A 21,836-nucleotide genomic window follows, 5' to 3' on the forward strand; every position below is an offset into this window, starting at 1 on the left:
TTATTGAAAATTTCAATAGGAGTGTGTTAATTATGAAAATGCATGTTGCTATTAACGTAAAAAACCTTGAACAATCTCTGGCGTTTTACAAAAAGTTATTTGATGCTGAACCAGCAAAAGTAAAGGAGAATTATGCAAAGTTCGAACTAGATCAGCCAGCCCTACATTTTTCTTTAAATGTTCGTGACTACGATAATAAGGGAGTCCTCAACCATTTTGGTTTCCAAGTACAAAATACAGAAGAAGTTCTTGCGGCTAAGCATCGTTTGCAAGAAGCAGGTCTTGTCTCCTTTGATGAAATGAATACAACTTGTTGCTATGCTGTTCAAGATAAAATTTGGGTGAGCGATCCTGAAGGAAACCCGTGGGAAGTATTTTATACACGTGAAGATTCAGAATTCGAAGCAGCAGAAGATCACGTAATCCCTGTTTCTTCTGTCTGTTGCACAACACCTGAACCGACATCAACAAGCATTAAATTAACTGATTTCAGAGATAAAAATACATGCTGTTAATCCGAAGAGCCGCCGAAGCTGATATCTCAAGCCTTCTTCAAATTTATAATCAAGGGATCGAAGACCGCATCGCTACGTTAGAATCCGAAGTCAAAGATGTGATCTACATGCAAGAGTGGTTCGAGAAACATCAAGGGCGATATTGTGTTCTTGTAGCCGAAGATAATGGAAATGTTGTCGGCTGGGCTTCCATTAACCCATATAGCAACAGATGTGCCTATGATGGTGTTGGTGATTTATCGATTTACATACATCGGGATCATCGCGGCAAAGGGATTGGCAGTCAACTGCTTCGTGAAATCGAAACAGTGGGAAAAGAAAATAAGTTCTACAAAATTGTTCTATTCACGTTTCCGTTTAATCAACTCGGGCAGAGTCTGTATCGAAAAGCTGGTTACCGCGAAGTCGGTGTATTTCAGAATCAAGGAATCCTAGATGGAAATTTTATTGATGTTATGGCAATGGAGAAGCTTTTGTAGCTCGTTTATAAAAGGGGGCACTAATATGTACGACCTAATTATTATTGGGGCTGGTCCTTACGGGATCTCACTCGCTGCACATGCAATAGCTAACAATTTGAGCTATAGAATTCTGGGGTATCCAATGGATTTTTGGAAAAACCAAATGCCACAAAATATGTTCATTCGTACGCCTCACGACTTTTGCAGTTTCTCAGACGCACAGGATGAACTTACAATTCAACGCTTTGCAAAGGAAACTGGGATTGAACTTGTAACGCCACTGCCACGACCTATATTTGTTGATTATGCGATGTGGTTCGCCAAAGAAGCAGGTGTAGAATTTACTCCTGAACTAGTTTCTTCTCTCTATAAAGAAGGCGAAGGTTACAAGATTGAAACTGAAATGGGACAAAGTTTTCAAGCTAAAAATGTGATCATTGCTACAGGTGTTGAACATTACAAATACATGCCCGAGATGTTTAGTTCATTACCTTCACACCTCGTTTTTCATTCATCTGGTTATACAAGCTTTCAAACTTTTGCAGGTAAAAATGTTGCCGTTGTTGGGAGTGGACAAAGCGCATGGGAGGCAGCCGCTCTTCTACATATAGCTGGAAGTGAAGTTGAGCTTCTGTATCGAAGAGAATCCGCCAATTATGCAGGAAGCACAGCAGATGAAATTCAGCTTCGTAATCTCGGGGACGTTTTTTATCAGTTACCCCACGATGAAAAACAAGAAGAATGGGGTCAATCACCAGGCAGTGTAGCACACTTCCTAAGACCTTACGTGGAGGGAAAAGTACCTGAGACAAGCGGCATTACGATTGTCAGAGCCGAACAAACTTCCGATGACAAGGTAAAACTAACCCTATCCGATGGAACTTTGCGTGTTGTCGATCATGTCATTTCAGCATCTGGATTCCGAATTAACCTTGAACGAGTTCCTTTCCTAACCGAGGAACTGCTCACTAACATCGTTCGAGAAGATGATTTTACTCAATTCCCAAAATTAGATGAATCATTCAAATCAAGTTTTTCTGGGCTCTATTTTACTGGACCACTTTCGTCACATTCACACGGTCCAACGTTTAGATTCATTCTTGGTTTAAAGAAAGCTAGTCAAACGATCATTACAAACATCAATGTAAAGAGCGGTCTGATTAACGCATGCTGTTAATTAAAAGGGAGTCCGCGCTTACATAGCGGACTCCCTTTTAATTCAAGCAATAGAAGGATTGAATATGAATTTTGATGAAGCATTTTTATGCTCCAAACTTCTAACCCACAAATCAATTAATTCTCGTCCTTCAATTAGTCTTATATTTAATCCCTCTGCATAAGCCTTTGCATTTGGGGTAAACGTGCTCGTGGTAATTACATAACTACCTTTAGCATTTTGTTTTATCATTTGCGAATGAATAATCGCAATCGGATCAAATGAGACTGGGTTATAGTCGGCATAACACTTTATTTGCCCTAGATACAACCCATCACCACGTCTTTCTTCTATATCAACTCCGAAATCACCCGATCCACTAGTTACAAATGCTTCACCTTGATTTACATCAGACATAATCTTAGCAACGAATCGTTCAAAGTCTAATGGGTTTTCTTTTTCTGGATCATCACTTTTCTTATAACGCTGATACAAACCAACAAGCAGCGTTTTTTTCATCTCTTCGTTGATTGAAATAAAATCAATAACTGATCGTCTTATTGAATCCTGTTTCGTCTTTAAAAGGTAAAACCCCATAAAACCAGCGACTATTAGCACAACAATTACATATGACATTGTAACAATCTCCCCTTAACAAATTTTCATTATCATTATTGACTTTTGGGGAGTGAACTAGACACAAAATTCAAGATAATTAATACGTCCAATAGCAGTTTTCAGGGTCCTTATCAAATAAAAACCCTTTAAATATGGTCGTTCGAAGCTGATGTTGATCGGTTCGCTCTAGATATTGAATCCGACAACAAAGCTTTGGTTCAATCCAATATGTTTTCTTATCAATTCTAGTCTGTATCTGCTTTGCTATTTCTAAAAATGCTCGCTTGTCATCGACCCTAAAACCAAATTCAACAATACCAACAGGCTTATACCTAACTGTTTTAAAGTGCAGTCCTAATACCAAACCAAACTGTGGTTCTGTTCGATAACCTAAGATCATGGTGTCGATCGTTTTGAAATTCTTAATTTTCAACCAATCTTTCGTTTCAACACCTAAGACATACTTTGAATCTTTTCGTTTCGCAACAATACCTTCCATATCATGTTCAATGCTCCAAGAGCTTAAATCCTTTCCTCGCCCTTCGATAAAAGCGGTTGGAGTAATAATGTCTGTACTATTTATGATCTCATTCAGCCGACTCTTACGGGACATAAGTGGTTCCTTTAGGTGCTCAGAGGAAGTAAGTAATACATCAAAAGCAACAAAGGTAGCAGGATGAGTTCTAAGTGCTGCTTTAATTTTTGCTGAATCAGAAATACGACCACGATAGGAAAAATCATCGAACACGGATCTGCCGTCTCGAATACATACACCTTCACAATCCAATATTGCCGTATCTGCTTTTATTGAAGAAACAGCTTCCTTCAATTCAGGAAATTTACTCGTTACAATATTACCATTTCGAGTATACGCTTCTAAACGTGTACCCTGTTTGTGTAAGAGAATTCTCCATCCGTCCCATTTGGGTTCAAAAATAAATTCATTATCATCAAAAGCTTCTTTACCGATGGAAACAATCATTGGCTTTATAGGAGAAAATAGCATATAATTACACCTTTTTTTAACCTCAGAGTAGAATTATATCCATTATGTCCTCGATCCCTATCCAAGCATACTCCTTATCATTTTCTACCTGTATTTGTTTAGATAACTTAGAACCCTTCGTAATCATGCCACTTATTTTTTTGCAAACAAAAATCCAGACCAAATAGTACCTCAATTTAGAGCTCGTTGAAAACCAAAACAACAATAACATAATGTATCATAAAATATTGCTTCCAAAACAATTAGAAATAAGCGCCGATCCGCAATTTAGAAGGGATAACGCAGGAATTACGTTATTCCTTATAGGTGTGTTTAAAAATTCACTCAAATTAAAAGTAATGCAAAAAAGAATATCGATATAAAGGAAAACAAATGGAATATCTATGAATTTTATAAAATAGAAATAATGGAAAATGGAGGTGGACAATCTGTATATTGAGATGACTAAACAACAAATTCTTCAGCTTGAAAAGAATAAAGATGCTGAGTGTTTAGCACGGTTCGGTGATTTGGAGAGAGCTAAATCATATTACGCTAAACAAAACGGTATTTATACAGCATACATTGAAAACATTGAAAATTTAAAAAATGGCTTTGCCACACCAGTTAAGGTTTATAAAATGAACAGACTGCCGAATTAGAATTCGACAGTCTGATAAATTAACCTAATGCTTTCGATATTCTAAAATACCTTTTATCAAGGGCATCTTTACCACCCTCCATTACTTCACAAACAGATTCCCTTATGTCTTTATCTTGAAGTGCTCCTGAACTTTGTTTTCTAATTTGACCACCAGAAAATGCCATATGAATAATATTCTCTGCAGCACCATTAACTGGAATATTAGGATTATGTGTAATTACAATTATCTGTTGTTTTGATTTAAAATCCCTAAGCCCCTTTACAACTAGATCTGTAATTCTTTTTGTATCAAGGTCTTCTTCAGGCTGATCAATGATTAATGGAGATTCATCAAGAAGTAACATTAATGACAACATCGCTGCGGTTCTTTGTCCCGCAGATCCTGTTTCAATATCCTCTTCCCGTCCCGAGGGACTTACAATCTTTAATGTTATCTTGTCATCAGGATACCAGAGGATTAGCCTGTCCGTATCTTCAGGTGTACTGGTGTTTATTGTGGCTAGATGTCTAACTAAAAATCTACTTAGCCCCTTGGTATCAGATTCTGATGCAGCTACAATTCGTTTAATAATTTCCTGTCTGAATTCCCAACGATCATCGGATTTTGACAATTCATAAATAAATCCACCTGAGGGGTTGCCATCTTCATCCCTCTCAAGAATATCCCTGGAGTATTCATTTGAAGTTTTTCGAATAATACCTCTGAAATTATTTTCTGCATCATCGAGATTGCCCATGATTTCGAGATACATACGAATATGTCTATTGTCACCTTGCCATCGATTTATTACTTGCATTCTTAAATTTCTAAGTTCCTTTTGATGCTCATTTATTAGAGCATAAATTGAATTGCTTTCTTGTTTTAGAGCACCGAGTTGTACTTCCAATTTTTCAATATCAATAATTTTTTGTTCGAGGACCCTTTTTCGTCCAACTAAGTCCCCATATGCATTTGGATTTCTCTCTCCAGCTTTTCTCAGTTCCTCAACAAATTGTTCATAGATTATTTGATGCTCATTGCGTGTTTTTTGCCACGGTAAAGCTTCCACTGCTACCTGTGCTGAATCAGAAAAACTTTTCAACTCCAGTGATAAACCAACTAATTGCTCAATTAGTCCTCTATATCTCTGGAGTTGAGCTTCAATTATTACTTTTGTTTCAGTATCCAATTGAATTAGCTCACCTTCACTAAATGTGATATCTGGATGAGCAATTACATTTGTGCTAAGGGTTGTAGCGAAGGCATCTATGGTTGAGAACTTTTCCAATATGCGATTTTGCAGAAGCTGTGATTTTTGAAAGTTCTCAAGGATCTCTTTATACCCTGACTCCTCAAATACCTTCATCTTCGCTTTTATATCATCAATCTCTGAAACAATCCCTACTTTCGAAGTGGTTTCTGAATTTATTGCTCTTAGACTGCTTCGAAGTTCTAACCATTTTCTTATTAACTCTTTGTTTTTTTCATTCCATCCCTTTTTATCGAATTGGTCATCAATAATATTAATTATCGAATTTGGATCTTCAGTTAGTGCATGGAGTTGCTTCTGACTAAATATTCTTATCGGGAACCTAATATCAATATCACTAGTCTCTTCCTTAGCAAGCCACTCATGCGATTGCGGATCTTTATGTTCCTCGGTGATTGTATTGTTTTCCCATGTTAGTGCAATATCCCTTGCATCTTTTCTAAGTTCAACCCTTATTTTTGTGTTACTCAATAACATGCCTGGTCTTCCTCTATCTGATGGAACTTTTTTAAAATTCAAAAACTCATCCTCAATCTTTTTAGGCATACCTCTCGTGTTATCTAGGGGGAGCCTCATAAACTCAATTAGGCTAGATTTTCCCGATCCCCTGCCACCTATAATTGAGTTTAACCAAGGACTAAATGAGACTTCTAGTGCCTGCGGCCGACCGACCTTTGCACCATTAACAATAGAGATATTATTAATATAAAATCTATTTCCTAAATCATTTGGACTCCCTGTAAAACAATCCCCTCTAATAACTCCATCATCACCATCATGTAAAGCAAGTCGCAGGGCAGTTAGATTAGGTTGTTCCATTTTAACCCACGAAAAGCTACTCCCAACCTGCGATGGCCGATGACTATCAGAACCACATACTTCCGTATAATTAAGTTTTGATTGTATGTACAATTGGGGTTTTTCATATTCTGGATTACACACTTGCATTGCAAAAATACCTTTAGCTGTTAAACATGTTGATAATGAGTTCCCTCTCTGTTCTACAAAAAGGCCACATGGCTGATCTACATGTGCAGGTATAGCAATACCTTGCAAATTGCAAATAATATCTATAACTTCGTTGAACGATTTTCTTGTGCAAGAATCTGACGCACCTATTTGTCCCTCATATTCGCATCTGCCTAAGACTCTGCTGATTTTTTCTGAACCATCTGAGGGATCAAATATTGCCAATACATGTATATTTCCATTCACCGTAATTTCAACACCAGGGAATATAACAAGTTCTCTAAATCCTTCTTCCCCTTCAATCCGCATTAATTCTAACTCTGACTTTAATTCATCTATCCAATGCCCTGAATTATGATCCGTTACAGCTACACAGTCGATTTCCTGTGCCATGTGATCTAAAAGCCACTGTTTGGCAGTTCGAGTCATATCTCTATAATCATTAGACATAGGTGTGTGTGTGAAAATCAAATTTCCACCATTTTGAACCAATGTACATTTATGAAACCTCCAATTATTACGAAGAATACTTAAACCATAAATGTGTAATATTCGCTAAATATCGACTAATTCCTTTTTTTGGAATCTCCCTGAAGCCACTATAAAATGATTAGCTAACTCAAATAGAACCATGTGTTCCTAGTTGCGACTTAAGTTTATACAATTATCGATTGAATAATGATGTGTAATTCTTTGATTAACTCATTTGCCCATTGTTGTATAGAAAAAACTAAAATTCTCTTACCGTAAACATAAAAAACATCGTCTAGAAATTGATTTTCTAGGCGATGTTTTTTGTCACAGCTTATGAAACAACATTTTGTCAAACTCCATGAAACACATTGATTTTTAGCTTTTTGCCACACCTTATGACTAAAAATTGTTGATTCTTTCTATGGACAATTCACACCATAATATTCCATGTTGTTAAAACAACACTTTTGCCAAGCATTTGAAACCATGATCCTTATACAATGCGGGATTGAAGCCTTTCCTTTGTCAAACTATCCGCCTTCTTTGCCAGAGTTTCTGCTCGTATTGTCAAACCTAATGAAGTCCTACAACAATTCTAAAGAATTATGGAATTTCACAAAATTGTGATGTTTCATAAATAATTATAAAACGGAGTCCGCAAACCCGCGTGGCTCCGTTTCTGTTGTTTCAGAATTTGTTAGATTTAAAGTTCGACTCGGCGAAAATAACTGTTTGTTGCAGAATTCGTTAGAAAAAAATTTCAGCCTTAATACGGTTTATACATAAATATTCATCGAAAAATTTTTATCAGGAAAAGCTTATAGTTCTTAGCATTTTCATGGGATTCAATAAGCCTCCGACCACTCCGGGCAGTGATTCTCGGGTACTGCATATTGGATCATGACGTCAGCTCGTTCCTCCTCTCCCGAGACAGGGTCCGGAACTGTGCCAAGTACCTATTCATGGTCACGCGCTTTACCATCTTCCATGCAGACGGACAGGCGAGTCAGATCTTTCTGTATGCGTAATTTGATTCGGTTAATGATTAATGGAGAAATGCCAAAGTAAGTCTCCTCCTCTTGCATAAACAGTCATCCTTTAACTGAACCTACGAACATCCCCTTATTGAAATGCTTCTGAAGAAACGGATAGATAACGAGTAACGGAAGTGCCGTAATCAAAATTGCTGCCATACGCGCAGCAGGGGTGTAAGTAAATAACACTTCGTTCAATTGACCAGTTTTCTCATCATTAAGGACCAACATTTGTCTTAAGAATACTTGAAGCGGCCACTTTGAATCGTCATTTAAATAGATAACGGCTGAAAAATAAGTATTCCAGTTTCCAACCAGATAAAATAAGGTAAATGTTGCGATCGCAGGCTTCGCCAAAGGCAAGATAATCGTTGCGAACATCCTCCACTCCCCGCAGCCATCTATCCTCGCCGATTCCTTAAGTTCGTTAGGAAGAGCCGCAAAGAAGCTGCGCATAACGATCACATTAAAAGGGGCGATTGCCACTGGAAGCCATAGCGCCCAATAGGTGTTGGTGAGCCCAAGTCCGTCCACGATTAAATAAGTCGGGATCAGGCCGCCGGAGAATAGCATCGTAAACAAGATTAAGAAGTTAATGACAGACCTGCCCTTAATCCAAGATTCCGACAAACCGTATGCCATCAAAGAAGTAAGGGTGATATTGATAAGTGTTCCGACAACGGTAATGATCACTGAACTCTTGAACGCGCTAAGAAAGCCGGGATTGTTCAATAAGTATTGATAAGCTTCCAATGTCCAAGAGCTTGGGAGGAGAAAGAAGCCCCGCGTGTAGTAATCTCGAACTGGAGCGAACGAAGTCGTAATTACGTACAGTAGCGGAAACAGAATCGAAATCGTGAAGATGATAAGAAAAGCGTATAGGAGACACGTAAAAACGAGGTCGCCCTTCGAAATGCGTTTCACCATTAATACACCCCCTCCTCTCCGAACCGTTTCGCGATTTTATTCGCACCTAAGACCATTACGAGTCCTACGAACGATTTAAACAATCCGATCGCGGTAGCATAGCTGAAATCGCCTTGTACTAGTCCTTGGCGATATACATAGGTTTCAAAAACGTCCGACACTTGAAGGTTCATTGGATTCTGCAGCAGAAAAATATGTTCGAAGCCAACATCGATAAAATTTCCAACCCGCAGAATAAGCATGATCAGAATAACGGATTTCAGCGATGGCAAGGTAATATGCCAGATTTGGCGAATCCTGCTTGCTCCATCCACCCTGGCAGCTTCATACAATGCTGGATCGATAGAAGCGATTGACGCCAAATAAATAATCGCGCCCCAACCAGCTCCTTGCCAAATATTGTGAAATAGCCAAACCCAGCGAAAATATTGCTGATCCGTCATCAAATTGATGCGGTCATATCCCAAAGCTTCCAACATCATGTTTACACCGCCATCTTGCGCCCGGAAGAATATCATCGTGATTCCAACAATGACAACCCATGAAAGAAAATGCGGCGCGTACAATATGGTTTGCATGGCGTTTTTAAAGTATTTAAATCTCACTTCATTGAGCAAAATTGCGATTAGAATCGGGAATGGGAAAGCTATCACGATATCCAGAAGATTTAGTAGTAATGTGTTTTTAAGTAACAGCAAAAAGTCACTCTCAGAGAATAATCGAACGAAATGGTCGAATCCGATCCACTCACTCTTCCATACGCCTTGAAATGGTGAGTAATCCTTGAATGCGATGAATAGACCGAACATCGGACCGTATCGGAAAATTAGGAAATACAACAGCCCTGGAAAGATCATCAAATAAAACGGGAATGCTCGTTTTAAGTACTTTGCTTTTGTTTTCGCCGAAGGAATCGATTGTGCTCTTGCGATATTCGTGTGTGATACCTTTTGATTCATAGATTTCTCTACCTCCAAGTCCAACCTAACACGAGCGTGAAGAGTAGGACAGGCCGCAATAAAGATGCGGCCTGTGCATACCGAAGCTCGTGAAAGTCATTATTTCTGTACCGCTGCTTCGTTGATTTCTTTTATGATTTGTTCCCCACCATTTGCAACCCAGTCCTTGGAAGCCTTATCGATGGATTCGACTGGCTGTTCACCCATAATAATTTTGTACGTTGCTTCTTGAAACTTTGCGTTCAAATCAGCGCTCTTCTTCTTGTAAGTATCCGAATAGACTTCAAGTCCCATTGCGGCATTCGGCCATGGATATTTTTCGACAAGTGCCTTGTAATCCTCATTACGTTTAATTTCAGCTGGGCTAGTCCATAAATAGAGGTTGAAATCCGTTCCTGGACGTTTAAACAGATTGCTGTTCAGGTGGCGTGGCACGTCAGGCTCCCACTTATCGGTGATCTCGTACTTCCCTTCTGCGTTCTTCTTATAATGGACACCTTCGACACCATTCTTCATGACCTTCGTACCTTCCTCTGTGACCCACCAATCAAGGATTTGAAGAATGCGATCGATCTTCTCCTTACCCGCCTTCGCGTTGATAACCTGCTTGGTAAGGCCGATCGCCATATTCGTGTTTCCGCGAAGTCCCGCAGGTCCGGCAGGTGGAGCCATAGGAACGATAACCGGTTTCGTTTCAGGGAAGGTTTTTTTGACAGCTGACTCAATGTCATTGTAAGCGTTGTGGTACTGAAACAGACCCAGTTTATTCGACTTCATTAGATCTTCAATCTCAGGCGTCTTGCGAAGCACAAAGTCTCGATCCAACACGCCTTCACTATAAGCCTTCTTCATGAAGGCAAGATAAGCTTTATATTCCTCAACTTGCAACTGGTGCGGGATTAGTTTCCCATCTTTCTTTGTCCACTCGTTTGCAATGCCGAACGCATTACGGAGAGAGATGTTATTGGCTGCAAAGCCTACCGTGTCATTTTTGCCGTTCTTGTCTGGATCCTGTTTCGCGAACGCCTTGGCAATTTCATAGAATTTGTCAACTGTAAATTCATCTGCTGAAGGAAGCTTCATCCCGAGGTTATCCAGCCAGTCCTGTCGGATTTGCACCGTATCCCTAACAGTCCAGCTAATTTCAGGGAGACCGTACAGCTTTCCACTAGGGTTAAGTACTTTCACAGCTTCATGATCCATCGGGAAAGCTTTGCTTAGGTTCTTATATTCCGGTAGTACTCCCGATAAATCCATGAACGCACCTTCACGCTGCCAAGTTATATACGTGTCACTGTATGCTCGATATAAATCCGGCAGAGAACCCGACGCCGCCATAACCTTCAACTTCTCGTTGTACTCAGGTCCGTTAATAAGCTGGAGCTTAATGTCAACATTAAATTTTTCATTTAAATACTTGATAGTTGGGTGATCTTCTGCCCATTTCGGACCACTCCAGTACTGAGCAGCTATCGTAATCGGGATTCTTTCTTTATTTTTCCCGGAATCTGACGATGTACTTGCACTCGGTGCGTTTCCACCGTTATCGCCAGATGAACAACCTGCGATCAGGCTAAGGGCAAGAAAGGATCCTGTAACCGTCTTTGTTAGCTTCATTTAGAGTAACACTCCCCTTGGTTATATTCTCTTGACAATGTTAAGTATATAACTTCCCTTAGCCCAGAAAATTGTACAATCTCACGAATTGTTATACGATTTGTGAAAAGGAATTCTCACCGAAACGACTGTTCCCTGCTTAGGAAAGGAGTGGATGTCGATGCCATACCCTTTTCCGTAATAAAGCACTAACCGATGATGAACGTTAGTGAGTCCAAGCGATTCATATGATTTCATTCCCTGCTCTATCTGATTCGTAATGGTTGCCAACTGTTGTTTCAGGTTGCGTAAAATGGTTTCATCCATACCTACACCATTGTCCGCAATCTCGATAATCAGGTCATTACCGTCGGGATATGCACTGACAAGCACAGCAGCCTTTCCGTTACGGGGTTCAACCGCATATTTCACCGCATTCTCGACAATGGGCTGTAAAGACAGCTTGATAATAGGTGTTAGCAAATACTTCTCATCCACATAAACTTTGCTTTCGAAATGTTTGGTAAAACGTATATGAATGATCTCCAGGTATTTCTTAAGCTTCTCCAGCTCCTCCTCAAGACTAATCTCCTTCGGCTCCAACCTTGCGGTAAATCGATATAAGGATGCTAAATTTTCTGCCATTTTCTCTATCCTAGGAACTCCCTCCAAGAACGCGATACTCTTGATGATATCCAAGGTATTGTACAAGAGGTGAGGGTTGATTTGATTTTGAAGTGCTTGAATCGTCGCCTCTTTCTGAAGCAGCTGCATCTGGACCTCCTTGAGCTCCATACTGTACAGCGTATTGACAAGCTCATTCAGTCTCTCCGCCATACGATTAAAACTTACACTCAGCAGTTGTATTTCGTCACGCCCTGGCGTAACAGGCGCCCGGACGGATAAATCACCGGTCTGCAGCTTTTCCATCGCTTTCTTCAGCTGCATCATTGGACGCGTAATCCGATTAGCTGCAATCGGTACAGCTATGATAATAAGCAGAATGAGCAGCGCCATGACGACGATTGCGGAAATTTGAGCGATTGCCAAGCCTGTCGCCATTTCCTTCAGCGGCACTAATGCGATCGTCTTCCATCCTGTGAGGTTTGAGATGCTATAGGAAACAAGATATTCTTCCCCCCGCCATTGCTGCAGGGAGTTTGGCTCATCCAGCGTAAGCCAGGAAAGCTCCGTGTCTTCAATTGGAGATGAGAGCATATTAGAGCTAGGGTGATAGACGATTCTTCCATCTGTTGACACCATAAAGATATAACCGGTTTTGCCAATGCGCATGCTCCCGATCATATTCTTGATCTCGGTCAATCCCATTTGCAGCACAAGGCGGCCCGATATCTTTGTATTATTCACGTCAAAAATCGGAATGGCAGCTTCAATAAGAGGAATATTGCCACCGTCCCTGTACATAGTGGGAAATATTTCTAATTTGGGGCTTGGTGGCATCTGATACCACGGTTGTCTTGCCAATTCGGTATCTGTTGTCGTTCCTGACGACTGCAAAACATTTCGATCCTTTGATATTAGATACATGTTCTCGATTTCTGGATAATTAAACGCAATATACTTATTGAGAATCTCTTTGATCATAGCCTGCTTTTCGGGCCCCACCGAGGACGCATCTCGAAGCCAATCCTGAATTATGGACGAGTCCCCTATCTGCAGGAGTACACTTGAATAACGTAATACCCCTGCATTCATGGCATACGTTGATTTAGCGATTTGCTGAAAATAGATTTCCAATTGATGGTTAAGACTTTCGGTCGTGGTTTCTGCGATGTTGTAGAAATCCTGCTGGGTCGAGCGACTATAATAATAATGAGAGACATAATTCATTAACAATACTGCGATCATGGCTATGCTGATAAAACTTAGAATGATTTTTTGTTTCAAGGACATGCGATAGAGAAAATGTTTCATGTTCATATCCCCAAATTCTTCCGATATTCATTGGGGGACATCCCCGTCATATTTTTGAAAACTCGTATAAAATAGGTTTGGCTCGAGAATCCAACTTCTTCGGCAATTGCGTATATTTTATCTTTAGAGTTTCGAAGAAGCTCCTTCGCCTTCTCCACTCGCACTTGGTTGATATAACTTATCAGCGATTCCCCGGTATATCTTTTGAAGAGGGAGCCGAAATGAGAGATGCTTAAATCTGTATACTCCGCCATTTGCGTCAGTGTGATGTCATCCTGATAATGGGCACGAATAAAATCACATGCGAATTTAATGATTTGTTTGAATTCCTTTTTATTACGTTCCGGATGGAGGAACCAGGCTTCCACCAATTTGCCCAGATGCGTTCGAATTTCTTGATCGGGAACCCCGTTGAATTGAGCTATTGTCATATGCTCCGCTTCAATGCTGGCCAGCAAAGAGCAGATTTTGGACTCGATAATTCTAAGCAAGCTTAAGTAAGCGCCATAGTTCAAATGCTTGATGATTTTTATATCATCAATAAGTTTGTATATTTTTTTTATACCCTCCTTAGGGTCCAAATCATTGATCGTATCGAAATAGGTTTGGATACGAATCAAATAATGATTCATTTTCTCAATTTCCGTTAATTTCCCCATTCCATCCAACACAGCTTCCCGCAATTCATCCCGATTGACAGGCTTAAGGAGGTACTTATTCACACCGTAACTAATTGCTCTTTGCGCATATTGAAAATTCTCATACCCGCTGATGATAATAACGGCCATCGGGATTTTGTTCTCCGAAATATTTCGAACCAATTCCAGTCCATCCATTTCCGGCATCATAATATCCGTTATTAATACAGTTGGCCACAGTTGCTGAATCACGTGCCAAGCTTCAACGCCGTTCGTAACATCCCCTACTACTTTAATGTCATGTCCTATACTTTCTACCGCTTCGACAATAGCCGCTCTGATCCATGGTTCGTCCTCTGCCACTAGTACTTTTAACATATGAGCCTCCATACTTTTTTTTATAAGAATAGCTTACTCTGTTCTTTCTTGGGAAGAACAAGTTCGAATATTAACTGTTACTCCAAGTCGAAGTCATTGATCTTACGGTGGTTGATGATTGCTAAACGATGAAGGTATCCTTTAAAAGACTCATTTGAATACATTTCTAAATGGTTAGAAAACCTCATTTCAATAATCTCTCCATTAACAAAAATACAATAAGGGTAGGCAATGTTCATATTCGCCTACCCTTATTGTATTTTTATTCAATTTTTTGCATAAATATTTCATTCCAACGAATTATGAAATAAATATTCCAAAGATATTTGAAACAATTCTAATTAATTATGGAATTTCACAAAATAATGTGAGTTGTAACTTGTTTTGTCGTTTTTTCAGCGCTACTTTTAATGTTATAGCATTTAAGTTTTGGCGCTTTTTGTATTATAATTTGTCATTTGACATAAATATTGTAATATATAATGTCGTAAAACAATCAAAGAATGCAAAAAAATCACGATACCCAAATGGCTCGTGATTTTCTTATTAACATTAATATTTATATGTTTCTTTTATAGATAGTTTTTCCATCTGAATCAATAAATGGTACTATTCTTTCTTTTTGTTTCACTTTGTATTTATCTTGAAACCAATTTATTATTTCAGGACTATTAACTGCGAATTCAATAATTCCCCCTGCCAATTGTGTCTTATTTATGTCACATACTACGGCAAGCAATTGCAATTTTTTATGTACATCGCGACTAATTGATGGCAAGACTTTGTGCTTTGTCTCGGATAGGTGATTACTTTCTTGCTCAATATTTATTGACATTTAACATCACTCCAATTGATGCAAAATAATTCTGATGTATCTTACAACAAATACTGACGTTATCAAGTTTAATTGGTTTTTAACTACGTAATCTATTAACATATTCTTGAATCATTTCTGTTCTAACCATAACAAATATTTTCATTTTGTCCAATGAAAACATGAACCCATCCTCACAAAATTCTTCATAAACATATGGAAAGAAACAAAGTGTAATAGCATTATTCTTTTTACTAGATAACATTGCTCGCATCTTTTCAAGGTTATATTTATTTAAAAAATCTAAGAAGTTACTTGGCCAGTTATCAAACAACCTCAAAACTAGCTTTATATGGAAATGTAACTCTTGATTTCTCATAGCTCTTAAAATACTTCCGCTCCATGTCCTATTATCCGTATCATTTTGTGATTGAGTAAAGAACTGACCAATTAAAAATATGACTAGATTCAGAAAATCAAATAAATCAAACTCACTCGATTTTTCCTTCAAATTTATATACTCATTAAAATACAACTCAATATAATTTGAAAGTTGGATCTCATCTTTGGCAACTATTAGCGGTTTAATTTGTGAAAAATCATAACCACAAATACAGTATTTTTTTGAAATGTTATCCCAGTGTAGTAAACTTGAACATTTTGGACATGCATCAACTAGTAGACAATTATGTATCGTACAAATGGTAACAAGGTTAATATCCCATAATTTACGACCGTATACTTTAGGTTCTTTTAAACATTCCGGGCAAATCTTTCTTTTTTTATTGTGAAGTGCGTATTCTGGAATTTCACGGTCAAGCGCATTAAATGTTAATTCTAAAAGCTGTTCTTTTGGTACTTTTCCTAAAGTACTGAGTTTTTTAAAATTCCACTTTGTTGTATCAATCGTATTTAATCTTATTAATACGGTATTGCTTGAAAATCCCGTTATTAATCCAGCTTCTTTGCATAATACTTTCGATGACGAATATCCATTTGCATGAGCTAATCTTACAATGTAACTCCCTAGGCTTTCATCACTAAATGGAAAAGGTCGTTTTGGTAATGATATTAAACTTTCTATCAAAACATTTTCATCGTTTATATTTTGTGAATATTTATTCATAATTGAGTAAGTTTCTATAGTAGCAATAATCTCTCCCTAACAAACGATACAATACTAATCATACCTCTCTCACAAAGATTTACTTCAACATTCCAATTTAACTAACAATGATATCCATATTTATTAACTATGATTCCCAAATTATTATAATTATAAACACTACTCTTAACATGATTTATTCGGAGTATCTTAAAAAGTTGGTAGAATACCTTATACAATAACATTAACACGCTAAGCCGCGATATCTCCACGACAACTTAGCGCTATTTCTATGTAACAACTTGAGTAAGGGTTTCTAGCGGAACATCCTTGAAGTATGTTTGTACCATTTATACTGTTTTACTTATTGTTCACTTCCTATTGAGGTTGTGAACACGAAGCAAGGTAAATACGCGTTCAGCACCAAAGAGAAAATATTATTGTTTCCATTTAGTTTCAGTTCCGAACCAGTTTTATCACTTTCTCTGCCTTGCTAAAACATCATTCTTGAGATTAGACGCAAGGTCAAATTTTGTTACTGGAGCACTTTTTTTCCTACACTATGCTTATGTTCAATCTAAATTTACTTTCACTTAATATCTGTTCTTCATCCAGCCTCAGTATAACTTTGGAGCTTTTAATTAAATAATTTAGAGTTATTTCAATAATCATGATTCCATAACAAGTTAACAGAATGAAATGAATATTAATAAAATCACATTGTTACCACCTTTTTAATTAATTAAAATTTAAGTGTAAGTACCTAAATAAAAAGGAGGGTACGTTAGGAGCACTTGCAAGCGATTACATTTTAAGGTGTTCTTTAGTTCCTGTAACTCCCCATTATCAAAAATCTAAGAAAGAAGGTTGAAAATGTATATTCTGCAGTTGAGGAGAAATGTGGTTGTTATTTTAATTCTTTCATTAGTATTCGCCTTATTTGATTGGAGTCTTAATTCATCTAAGGTAAATGCGGCAAACACCGCCGTTTCCATTACATCCAATTACGCAACAAATGCCGGGAACTACGATAAAACAAAATTATTAAATGTAGCTCGTGGTGGACATCTGACGAATAAGAATCTACACTGGCTTCCCTCTTATTATGATATGATGGCTGCCGATGGCATTGATATGATGCGGATTGATTGGGTACTGTCCGATCAATTCTACCATCTAGTTTCGCGTAATGGGTCCGGCCAATTAGTTTACGATTTTACAATGCTTGATGCTGTTGTTTTGCCTCTAGTACAAAAAGGTATTAAACCGTTTATGTGCTTGGCGTATCTTCCAAGCGTAATTGGCGGGTCAGGTGTCTCCGGAGTAGGATATCCAACAAACTTGAGCGAGTATCAAGCCATCGTGCAAGCAGTTGTTCAGCATTACGTAAACCTCGGTTATACAGGTTGGTATTGGGAGTCTCATAATGAAGCGGATGCTAGCGTAGGTGGAGGTCTATCGGCAACCCAAATTAATACCATGTATCAATATTTTGCTACTGGCGTTCGTGCTGTTGACTCGACAGCCAAGATCGGAGGGGCAGGATTTGCAAACAATAAAGCTACAAATACCAAAATAATTGGATTTATGGATTTTATTCAAGCAAATCCGACTATACCGTTTGATTATCTATCGGTCCATCAATATGGAGGGGCTGATTTTAATGACTCATTGAATGCTATGTTTACAAGCAGAGGCATTCCTCAAAAAGATATCATATATTCTGAGTGGAATTACGATTATACATCCGGTACAGCAGGCTCGGTAAAGGATACCAATATTAATGCAGCATATATGGCCAAGAGAATGTACAGCGCAATCTTACGTCCGGAACTGAAGAAAGTCATGTTCTTTACACCTGCTGATGCACTCTCCACTACAGATCTATTCTTTGGTGACTCCGGTATCTATACGCTTGATGGACATCGCAAGTCTGGCGCCAATACCTTTAACATGTACAGCAAGTTGGAGCCTACAATATTAACTAGTACTTTGGCTGGTACGGGAACAAGTACCCGTGATACTTATGGAATAGTTACTAAGGATCCTGTTACCAAGGAAGTTTCTATGCTCCTGTGGAATTATACAGCTACTCCAGCAGATATGACAATTAGCTTGAGTAACTTACCTTATCTTGCTGATGCTACCAATATTAAAGTTAATAAAACATTGGTAGATAGTACAAACGGAAACTATTATGCTGATTACGCTTCTGGATACAGAGGAACACAAGTAGGTCCAAATGAAAATCCTGGACTTAAGGAAAGCTCAATCTTATCCTCTAGTTCAACTTTTTCAAGAATCGAGACATTGCCCGCAAATAGCGTTATGCAAATAACACTATCACCTACAACTAGTGCTCCTACTGCTGGTCCGGTTGATACACTTGCACCCTTACCTCCATGCAACCTTGCAGCATCAAAACCAGTTGTAACAAGTTCCTCATTAGAGTCACCAACAACAGGGTGGCAAAAATCATTATTAACAGACGGTATCAATTACTCGTTTGAAATGGCTGATGTTGGCAACACAAACATGGGATGGACGAGCAATCCTGGCTATACAGATCCTAACCATACGGAATGGGCATATGTCGATTTAGGAACATCCACGACAGTAAATAAAATCGTGCTGTATGCTAGAAACGATGTTTCAAATGATGGAAAAGCATTTCCTGTTGACTTTAAAATACAAGGATCAACGGATGCTACCAATTGGACTGATTTGGTGACGAAAACAAATTTTAATTCAGCTAATCCGGTCAATTGGCAACAACCATTTTCATTTACAAGCGGCAGCTATCGTTATGTACGAGTAAATGCTACAAAACTTTCAAGTGTAGGTGGCAGTTATAAAATGCAGCTAGCTGAGTTTCAAGTTTATAATACAAATCTCAGCGGTTGTGCATCTACTACTCCTCTCAATTTGGCATTAAATAAAAGCGTTTCCGCTACAAGCAGTGTAGAAAACTACGGATGGTTGAAAACCAAAATAAATGATGGACTGCGAGGCAGCACATCAAGTACAGCACGTGGTTGGTCAAGTGCTTTAGGGGTAACTACAAACCATACTGAATCCGTAACAATCGACTTAGGAACAGTGAATTCCATCAGTAAAGTCGATTTGTATCCAAGAAACGACAGCGGGCAAATAGGAAGCTATTTTCCTATAGACTTCACAATTCAAGTATCTTCAAATGGAACAACCTGGACAACAGTCGTCAGCAAAACTAATTACACGAAACCAACAACAGGCAGTGTTCAAAGCTTCACCTTCGCAACTGTAAATGCTCGATATGTAAAAGTAGAGAGTACTAACCTAAGGGTTGAGGACGGTTTAAACTATATGATGCAAATTCCAGAAATGGAAGTCTATTAATTGAACAAAGGCGATCATTCCTCATACTGGAATGGTCGCCTTTTTCTATGTCTCTTGCTGAATGAAATCTCAGATCTCAATGACATAATGAATTACCCTTGATTACTAAAATAGTGCTGCAATTGTAAAGCAAGCTCATCGTCCGAAAGTGGATTACGATGTGTGTTTTCCAAGTAAATATATTTCTCCGTTTCTGGCATGAGGTATTCTTTGTACCAGTGGAACAAGTCTGGACTATCCCCCTTCATGCGCAGGAATCGACGGAGTGTATCTACATTATTTACAGTACTTGCCATATTCGTTAGCCAATCGGCACGATAGAAACTCTCCTATTGTCGTGTTCAGCTACATGAAGCGCTAGCGGTCAGGTGCAATTATCAACGGTAAAATCGGTCCCGATATTCTTGCGGCGTGCAGCCTTCATTCTTTTTAAACTGATAGGTGAAGTACGCGGGAGTCTGAAAGCCAACGCGATCAGCTACTTCGTAAACTTTAATTGTCGGGTCCTGAAGTAATTCCTTGGCCTTCTTCATTCTTAGTTTCTTGACGAAGTCGGAAATTGTCTGTCCTGTTTCCTTCTTAAACAATACGCTTAAGTGCCCTGCACTGAGATGAAACTTATCAGCAAGCTGTTTCACTGTCACATTGCTCGGCAGCTGATCTTCAATATAAGAAGATATGCAATTGATGAGATGATGCTGCTGAAGCGTACGCTCTTTCTGCGCAAGTAGGATAACCGAATCGATATATTCGAGTACGATGTCTTTCAATTCGCTCACCGTATTGCACTCCAACAACCGATGTAATACACGCTTGCTTTGGAAAGTGATGACCTCCGTATCGTGCCAAAACTTATGTGTCAGCTCACCTAACAAGCTTATACTGAATGACTGGATATAAGCAAAAGAGTGAGCTTTGGCGTCTAAATCATTGAATGCTCGCCCAATCGCTTTTGACAGTTGAACCGACTCATAATTTTCTGCAAGTGTGAGCAAACTGGGAATCAATGCTTCACGAACTCTAAAGTCCTCGTAGGCCTTCCTTTCCATACTCCCAACATGCACGAGCAGACCGCTTCCACTCTGCCGGGAATCGGCAATCGTATACTTAACCTCACGGAAAAGCTGCCAGCTTTCTTTCCATTCATCACCACTCCGGCTGATGCCCACCGTGACCGATGCTTTATAAGCATTGAGGATGAACTCCTGAACAAAACTCATTTGTTTGTCGATTCCGCTCTTATAATCAGCTGTAGGGTTTACCATAATGACTGCAACCTCGTCGGGTCTAAGTTTCGATACCAGTACGACGCCCATGTCTCGTAAAGAGACAGTAACAGATTGAAGGAGTGCCGAACTCAACATAAGTCTTTCTTTGGCGTCGTTACCAGAAGCTGCATAATTATCGAGCGAGGCCACAATGAGTTGAATTCCCTCCTTCAACTCGGGCAGATTGAGAAGCTGGCACCAAGAGACCAGCATATCCTCCTCCACTGGTTCATCTTCGAGTAGATCAAAAATAAATGAATCCTTCAGCAGCTCCCGGCTTTCTGATACCATTGTTTTGAGTCGCATTGTTTGTTCGTTGATTTGGTTAATATTCTCTAAGGTTTGTCGAAAGGTTGATAGCTTTCGCAAGACTTCCTGCAGTTTAAGCGGCTTCAGTACATAGCCCATTGCCCCCACATCGATAGCTTCCTGAGCAAATTCGAATTCATTATAGCCGCTGATGATCAGTATTTGAATGTCTGGATGTATTGTTTTGGCCGTGGCAGCGAGCTCAATCCCGTTCATGCCGGGCATGGATACATCAGTTATTAGGACATCAATTTTATGGCTTTGAAGTATAGGAAGGGCCGATTCGCCCGATAACGCAGTTAATGGAGTAGAGTATCCAAGATCCATCCACGGAATATGCCGTATCAGCCCCTGAACATGAGACGGTTCATCATCCACAATTAGTGTTTTAAGCATAATTATC

General features: G+C 39.0%; 16 protein-coding genes and 2 pseudogenes. 5 read left to right on the top strand and 13 right to left on the bottom strand.

Annotation, left to right across the window (positions count from 1 at the left end; all coding sequences use genetic code 11):
• Positions 1–29: 29 nt before the first annotated feature.
• Genes ASL11_RS15205 through ASL11_RS15215 form a run of 3 tightly spaced genes read left to right on the top strand, consistent with a single transcriptional unit; the run spans position 30 to position 2,153 of the window.
• The gene (locus ASL11_RS15205; RefSeq protein ID WP_442953067.1) at positions 30–515 is read left to right on the top strand and encodes an ArsI/CadI family heavy metal resistance metalloenzyme; all 486 of its coding nucleotides are present in this window, start codon (positions 30–32) and stop codon (positions 513–515) included.
• On the top strand, positions 506–994 hold the full coding sequence (locus ASL11_RS15210; protein ID WP_056615679.1) for an arsinothricin resistance N-acetyltransferase ArsN1 family A: 489 nt from the start codon (positions 506–508) through the stop codon (positions 992–994). Before ASL11_RS15205 ends, ASL11_RS15210 begins: the two co-directional genes overlap by 10 nt.
• Positions 951–2,153 (top strand): NAD(P)-binding domain-containing protein, encoded by a 1,203-nt coding sequence (locus ASL11_RS15215; protein ID WP_082595470.1) that lies wholly within the window; start codon positions 951–953, stop codon positions 2,151–2,153. The genes ASL11_RS15210 and ASL11_RS15215 overlap by 44 nt, the downstream gene beginning before the upstream one ends.
• 42 nt (positions 2,154–2,195) lie before the next feature.
• Here the strand turns inward: ASL11_RS15215 and ASL11_RS15220 are convergent, their stop codons facing one another.
• Entirely contained in the window at positions 2,196–2,768 is a 573-nt protein-coding gene (locus ASL11_RS15220) for a restriction endonuclease (protein ID WP_056615687.1), read from the bottom strand.
• A gap of 79 nt (positions 2,769–2,847) precedes the next feature.
• A complete protein-coding gene (locus tag ASL11_RS15225) occupies positions 2,848–3,756 on the bottom strand; it encodes an ATP-dependent DNA ligase (protein WP_056615692.1) in 909 nt (302 codons plus the stop codon).
• A gap of 440 nt (positions 3,757–4,196) precedes the next feature.
• Here ASL11_RS15225 and ASL11_RS15230 point away from each other — a divergent pair, with 440 nt between their 5' ends.
• Positions 4,197–4,397: a hypothetical protein gene (locus ASL11_RS15230; RefSeq protein WP_157256932.1), complete on the top strand. Its 201-nt coding sequence runs from the start codon at positions 4,197–4,199 to the stop codon at positions 4,395–4,397.
• A 19-nt stretch (positions 4,398–4,416) separates the two neighbouring features.
• Here ASL11_RS15230 and ASL11_RS15235 read toward each other — a convergent pair.
• The 9 genes and pseudogenes from ASL11_RS15235 to ASL11_RS15270 form a co-directional block, all read right to left on the bottom strand.
• Positions 4,417–7,117, bottom strand: a pseudogene (locus ASL11_RS15235) (TrlF family AAA-like ATPase).
• 931 nt (positions 7,118–8,048) lie between these two features.
• Positions 8,049–8,177, bottom strand: a complete 129-nt coding sequence (locus ASL11_RS37855) for a hypothetical protein (RefSeq protein WP_268796199.1) — start codon at positions 8,175–8,177, stop codon at positions 8,049–8,051.
• Positions 8,178–8,183: 6 nt separating this feature from the next.
• Complete coding sequence (locus tag ASL11_RS15240; protein ID WP_056615701.1) at positions 8,184–9,053, bottom strand: carbohydrate ABC transporter permease; 870 nt, start codon at positions 9,051–9,053, stop codon at positions 8,184–8,186.
• Positions 9,053–10,012 (bottom strand): ABC transporter permease, encoded by a 960-nt coding sequence (locus tag ASL11_RS15245; RefSeq protein ID WP_056615704.1) that lies wholly within the window; start codon positions 10,010–10,012, stop codon positions 9,053–9,055. Before ASL11_RS15245 ends, ASL11_RS15240 begins: the two co-directional genes overlap by 1 nt.
• A gap of 99 nt (positions 10,013–10,111) precedes the next feature.
• Positions 10,112–11,629, bottom strand: a complete 1,518-nt coding sequence (locus ASL11_RS15250) for an extracellular solute-binding protein (RefSeq protein WP_056615707.1) — start codon at positions 11,627–11,629, stop codon at positions 10,112–10,114.
• Between the two features lie 81 nt (positions 11,630–11,710).
• On the bottom strand, positions 11,711–13,543 hold the full coding sequence (locus tag ASL11_RS15255) for a sensor histidine kinase (RefSeq protein WP_056615710.1): 1,833 nt from the start codon (positions 13,541–13,543) through the stop codon (positions 11,711–11,713).
• A gap of 2 nt (positions 13,544–13,545) precedes the next feature.
• Entirely contained in the window at positions 13,546–14,559 is a 1,014-nt protein-coding gene (locus tag ASL11_RS15260; RefSeq protein WP_056615714.1) for a response regulator transcription factor, read from the bottom strand.
• Between the two features lie 559 nt (positions 14,560–15,118).
• Complete coding sequence (locus ASL11_RS15265) at positions 15,119–15,394, bottom strand: hypothetical protein (protein ID WP_056615717.1); 276 nt, start codon at positions 15,392–15,394, stop codon at positions 15,119–15,121.
• Between the two features lie 79 nt (positions 15,395–15,473).
• Positions 15,474–16,499 (bottom strand): TniQ family protein, encoded by a 1,026-nt coding sequence (locus ASL11_RS15270; RefSeq protein ID WP_056615720.1) that lies wholly within the window; start codon positions 16,497–16,499, stop codon positions 15,474–15,476.
• An 852-nt stretch (positions 16,500–17,351) separates the two neighbouring features.
• On the opposite strand from ASL11_RS15270, the gene ASL11_RS15275 reads away from it, so the two are divergent.
• The gene (locus tag ASL11_RS15275; protein WP_056615722.1) at positions 17,352–19,856 is read left to right on the top strand and encodes a discoidin domain-containing protein; all 2,505 of its coding nucleotides are present in this window, start codon (positions 17,352–17,354) and stop codon (positions 19,854–19,856) included.
• Positions 19,857–19,948: 92 nt separating this feature from the next.
• Here ASL11_RS15275 and ASL11_RS15280 read toward each other — a convergent pair.
• Together ASL11_RS15280 and ASL11_RS15285 are read right to left on the bottom strand one after the other, a co-directional pair.
• Positions 19,949–20,185 (bottom strand): annotated as a pseudogene (locus ASL11_RS15280) (glycosyl hydrolase 115 family protein); the annotation flags it as partial.
• A 48-nt stretch (positions 20,186–20,233) separates the two neighbouring features.
• A complete protein-coding gene (locus tag ASL11_RS15285) occupies positions 20,234–21,829 on the bottom strand; it encodes a response regulator (protein ID WP_056615726.1) in 1,596 nt (531 codons plus the stop codon).
• Positions 21,830–21,836 lie beyond the last annotated feature (7 nt).

The sequence above is a fragment of the Paenibacillus sp. Soil750 genome (genome assembly GCF_001428045.1).
Taxonomy (GTDB): domain Bacteria; phylum Bacillota; class Bacilli; order Paenibacillales; family NBRC-103111; genus Paenibacillus_E; species Paenibacillus_E allorhizoplanae.

Excerpts from the sequence above, each read along its gene's own strand:
- ASL11_RS15210 (WP_056615679.1), top strand. The coding sequence starts at position 506 with ATGCTGTTAATCCGAAGAGCCGCCGAAGCTGATATCTCAAGCCTTCTT.
- ASL11_RS15215 (WP_082595470.1), top strand. The coding sequence starts at position 951 with ATGGAAATTTTATTGATGTTATGGCAATGGAGAAGCTTTTGTAGCTCG.
- ASL11_RS15220 (WP_056615687.1), bottom strand. The coding sequence starts at position 2,768 with ATGTCATATGTAATTGTTGTGCTAATAGTCGCTGGTTTTATGGGGTTT.
- ASL11_RS15225 (WP_056615692.1), bottom strand. The coding sequence starts at position 3,756 with ATGCTATTTTCTCCTATAAAGCCAATGATTGTTTCCATCGGTAAAGAA.
- ASL11_RS15230 (WP_157256932.1), top strand. The coding sequence starts at position 4,197 with ATGACTAAACAACAAATTCTTCAGCTTGAAAAGAATAAAGATGCTGAG.
- ASL11_RS37855 (WP_268796199.1), bottom strand. The coding sequence starts at position 8,177 with ATGCAAGAGGAGGAGACTTACTTTGGCATTTCTCCATTAATCATTAAC.
- ASL11_RS15240 (WP_056615701.1), bottom strand. The coding sequence starts at position 9,053 with ATGGTGAAACGCATTTCGAAGGGCGACCTCGTTTTTACGTGTCTCCTA.
- ASL11_RS15245 (WP_056615704.1), bottom strand. The coding sequence starts at position 10,012 with ATGAATCAAAAGGTATCACACACGAATATCGCAAGAGCACAATCGATT.
- ASL11_RS15250 (WP_056615707.1), bottom strand. The coding sequence starts at position 11,629 with ATGAAGCTAACAAAGACGGTTACAGGATCCTTTCTTGCCCTTAGCCTG.
- ASL11_RS15255 (WP_056615710.1), bottom strand. The coding sequence starts at position 13,543 with ATGAAACATTTTCTCTATCGCATGTCCTTGAAACAAAAAATCATTCTA.
- ASL11_RS15260 (WP_056615714.1), bottom strand. The coding sequence starts at position 14,559 with ATGTTAAAAGTACTAGTGGCAGAGGACGAACCATGGATCAGAGCGGCT.
- ASL11_RS15265 (WP_056615717.1), bottom strand. The coding sequence starts at position 15,394 with ATGTCAATAAATATTGAGCAAGAAAGTAATCACCTATCCGAGACAAAG.
- ASL11_RS15270 (WP_056615720.1), bottom strand. The coding sequence starts at position 16,499 with ATGAATAAATATTCACAAAATATAAACGATGAAAATGTTTTGATAGAA.
- ASL11_RS15275 (WP_056615722.1), top strand. The coding sequence starts at position 17,352 with ATGTATATTCTGCAGTTGAGGAGAAATGTGGTTGTTATTTTAATTCTT.
- ASL11_RS15285 (WP_056615726.1), bottom strand. The coding sequence starts at position 21,829 with ATGCTTAAAACACTAATTGTGGATGATGAACCGTCTCATGTTCAGGGG.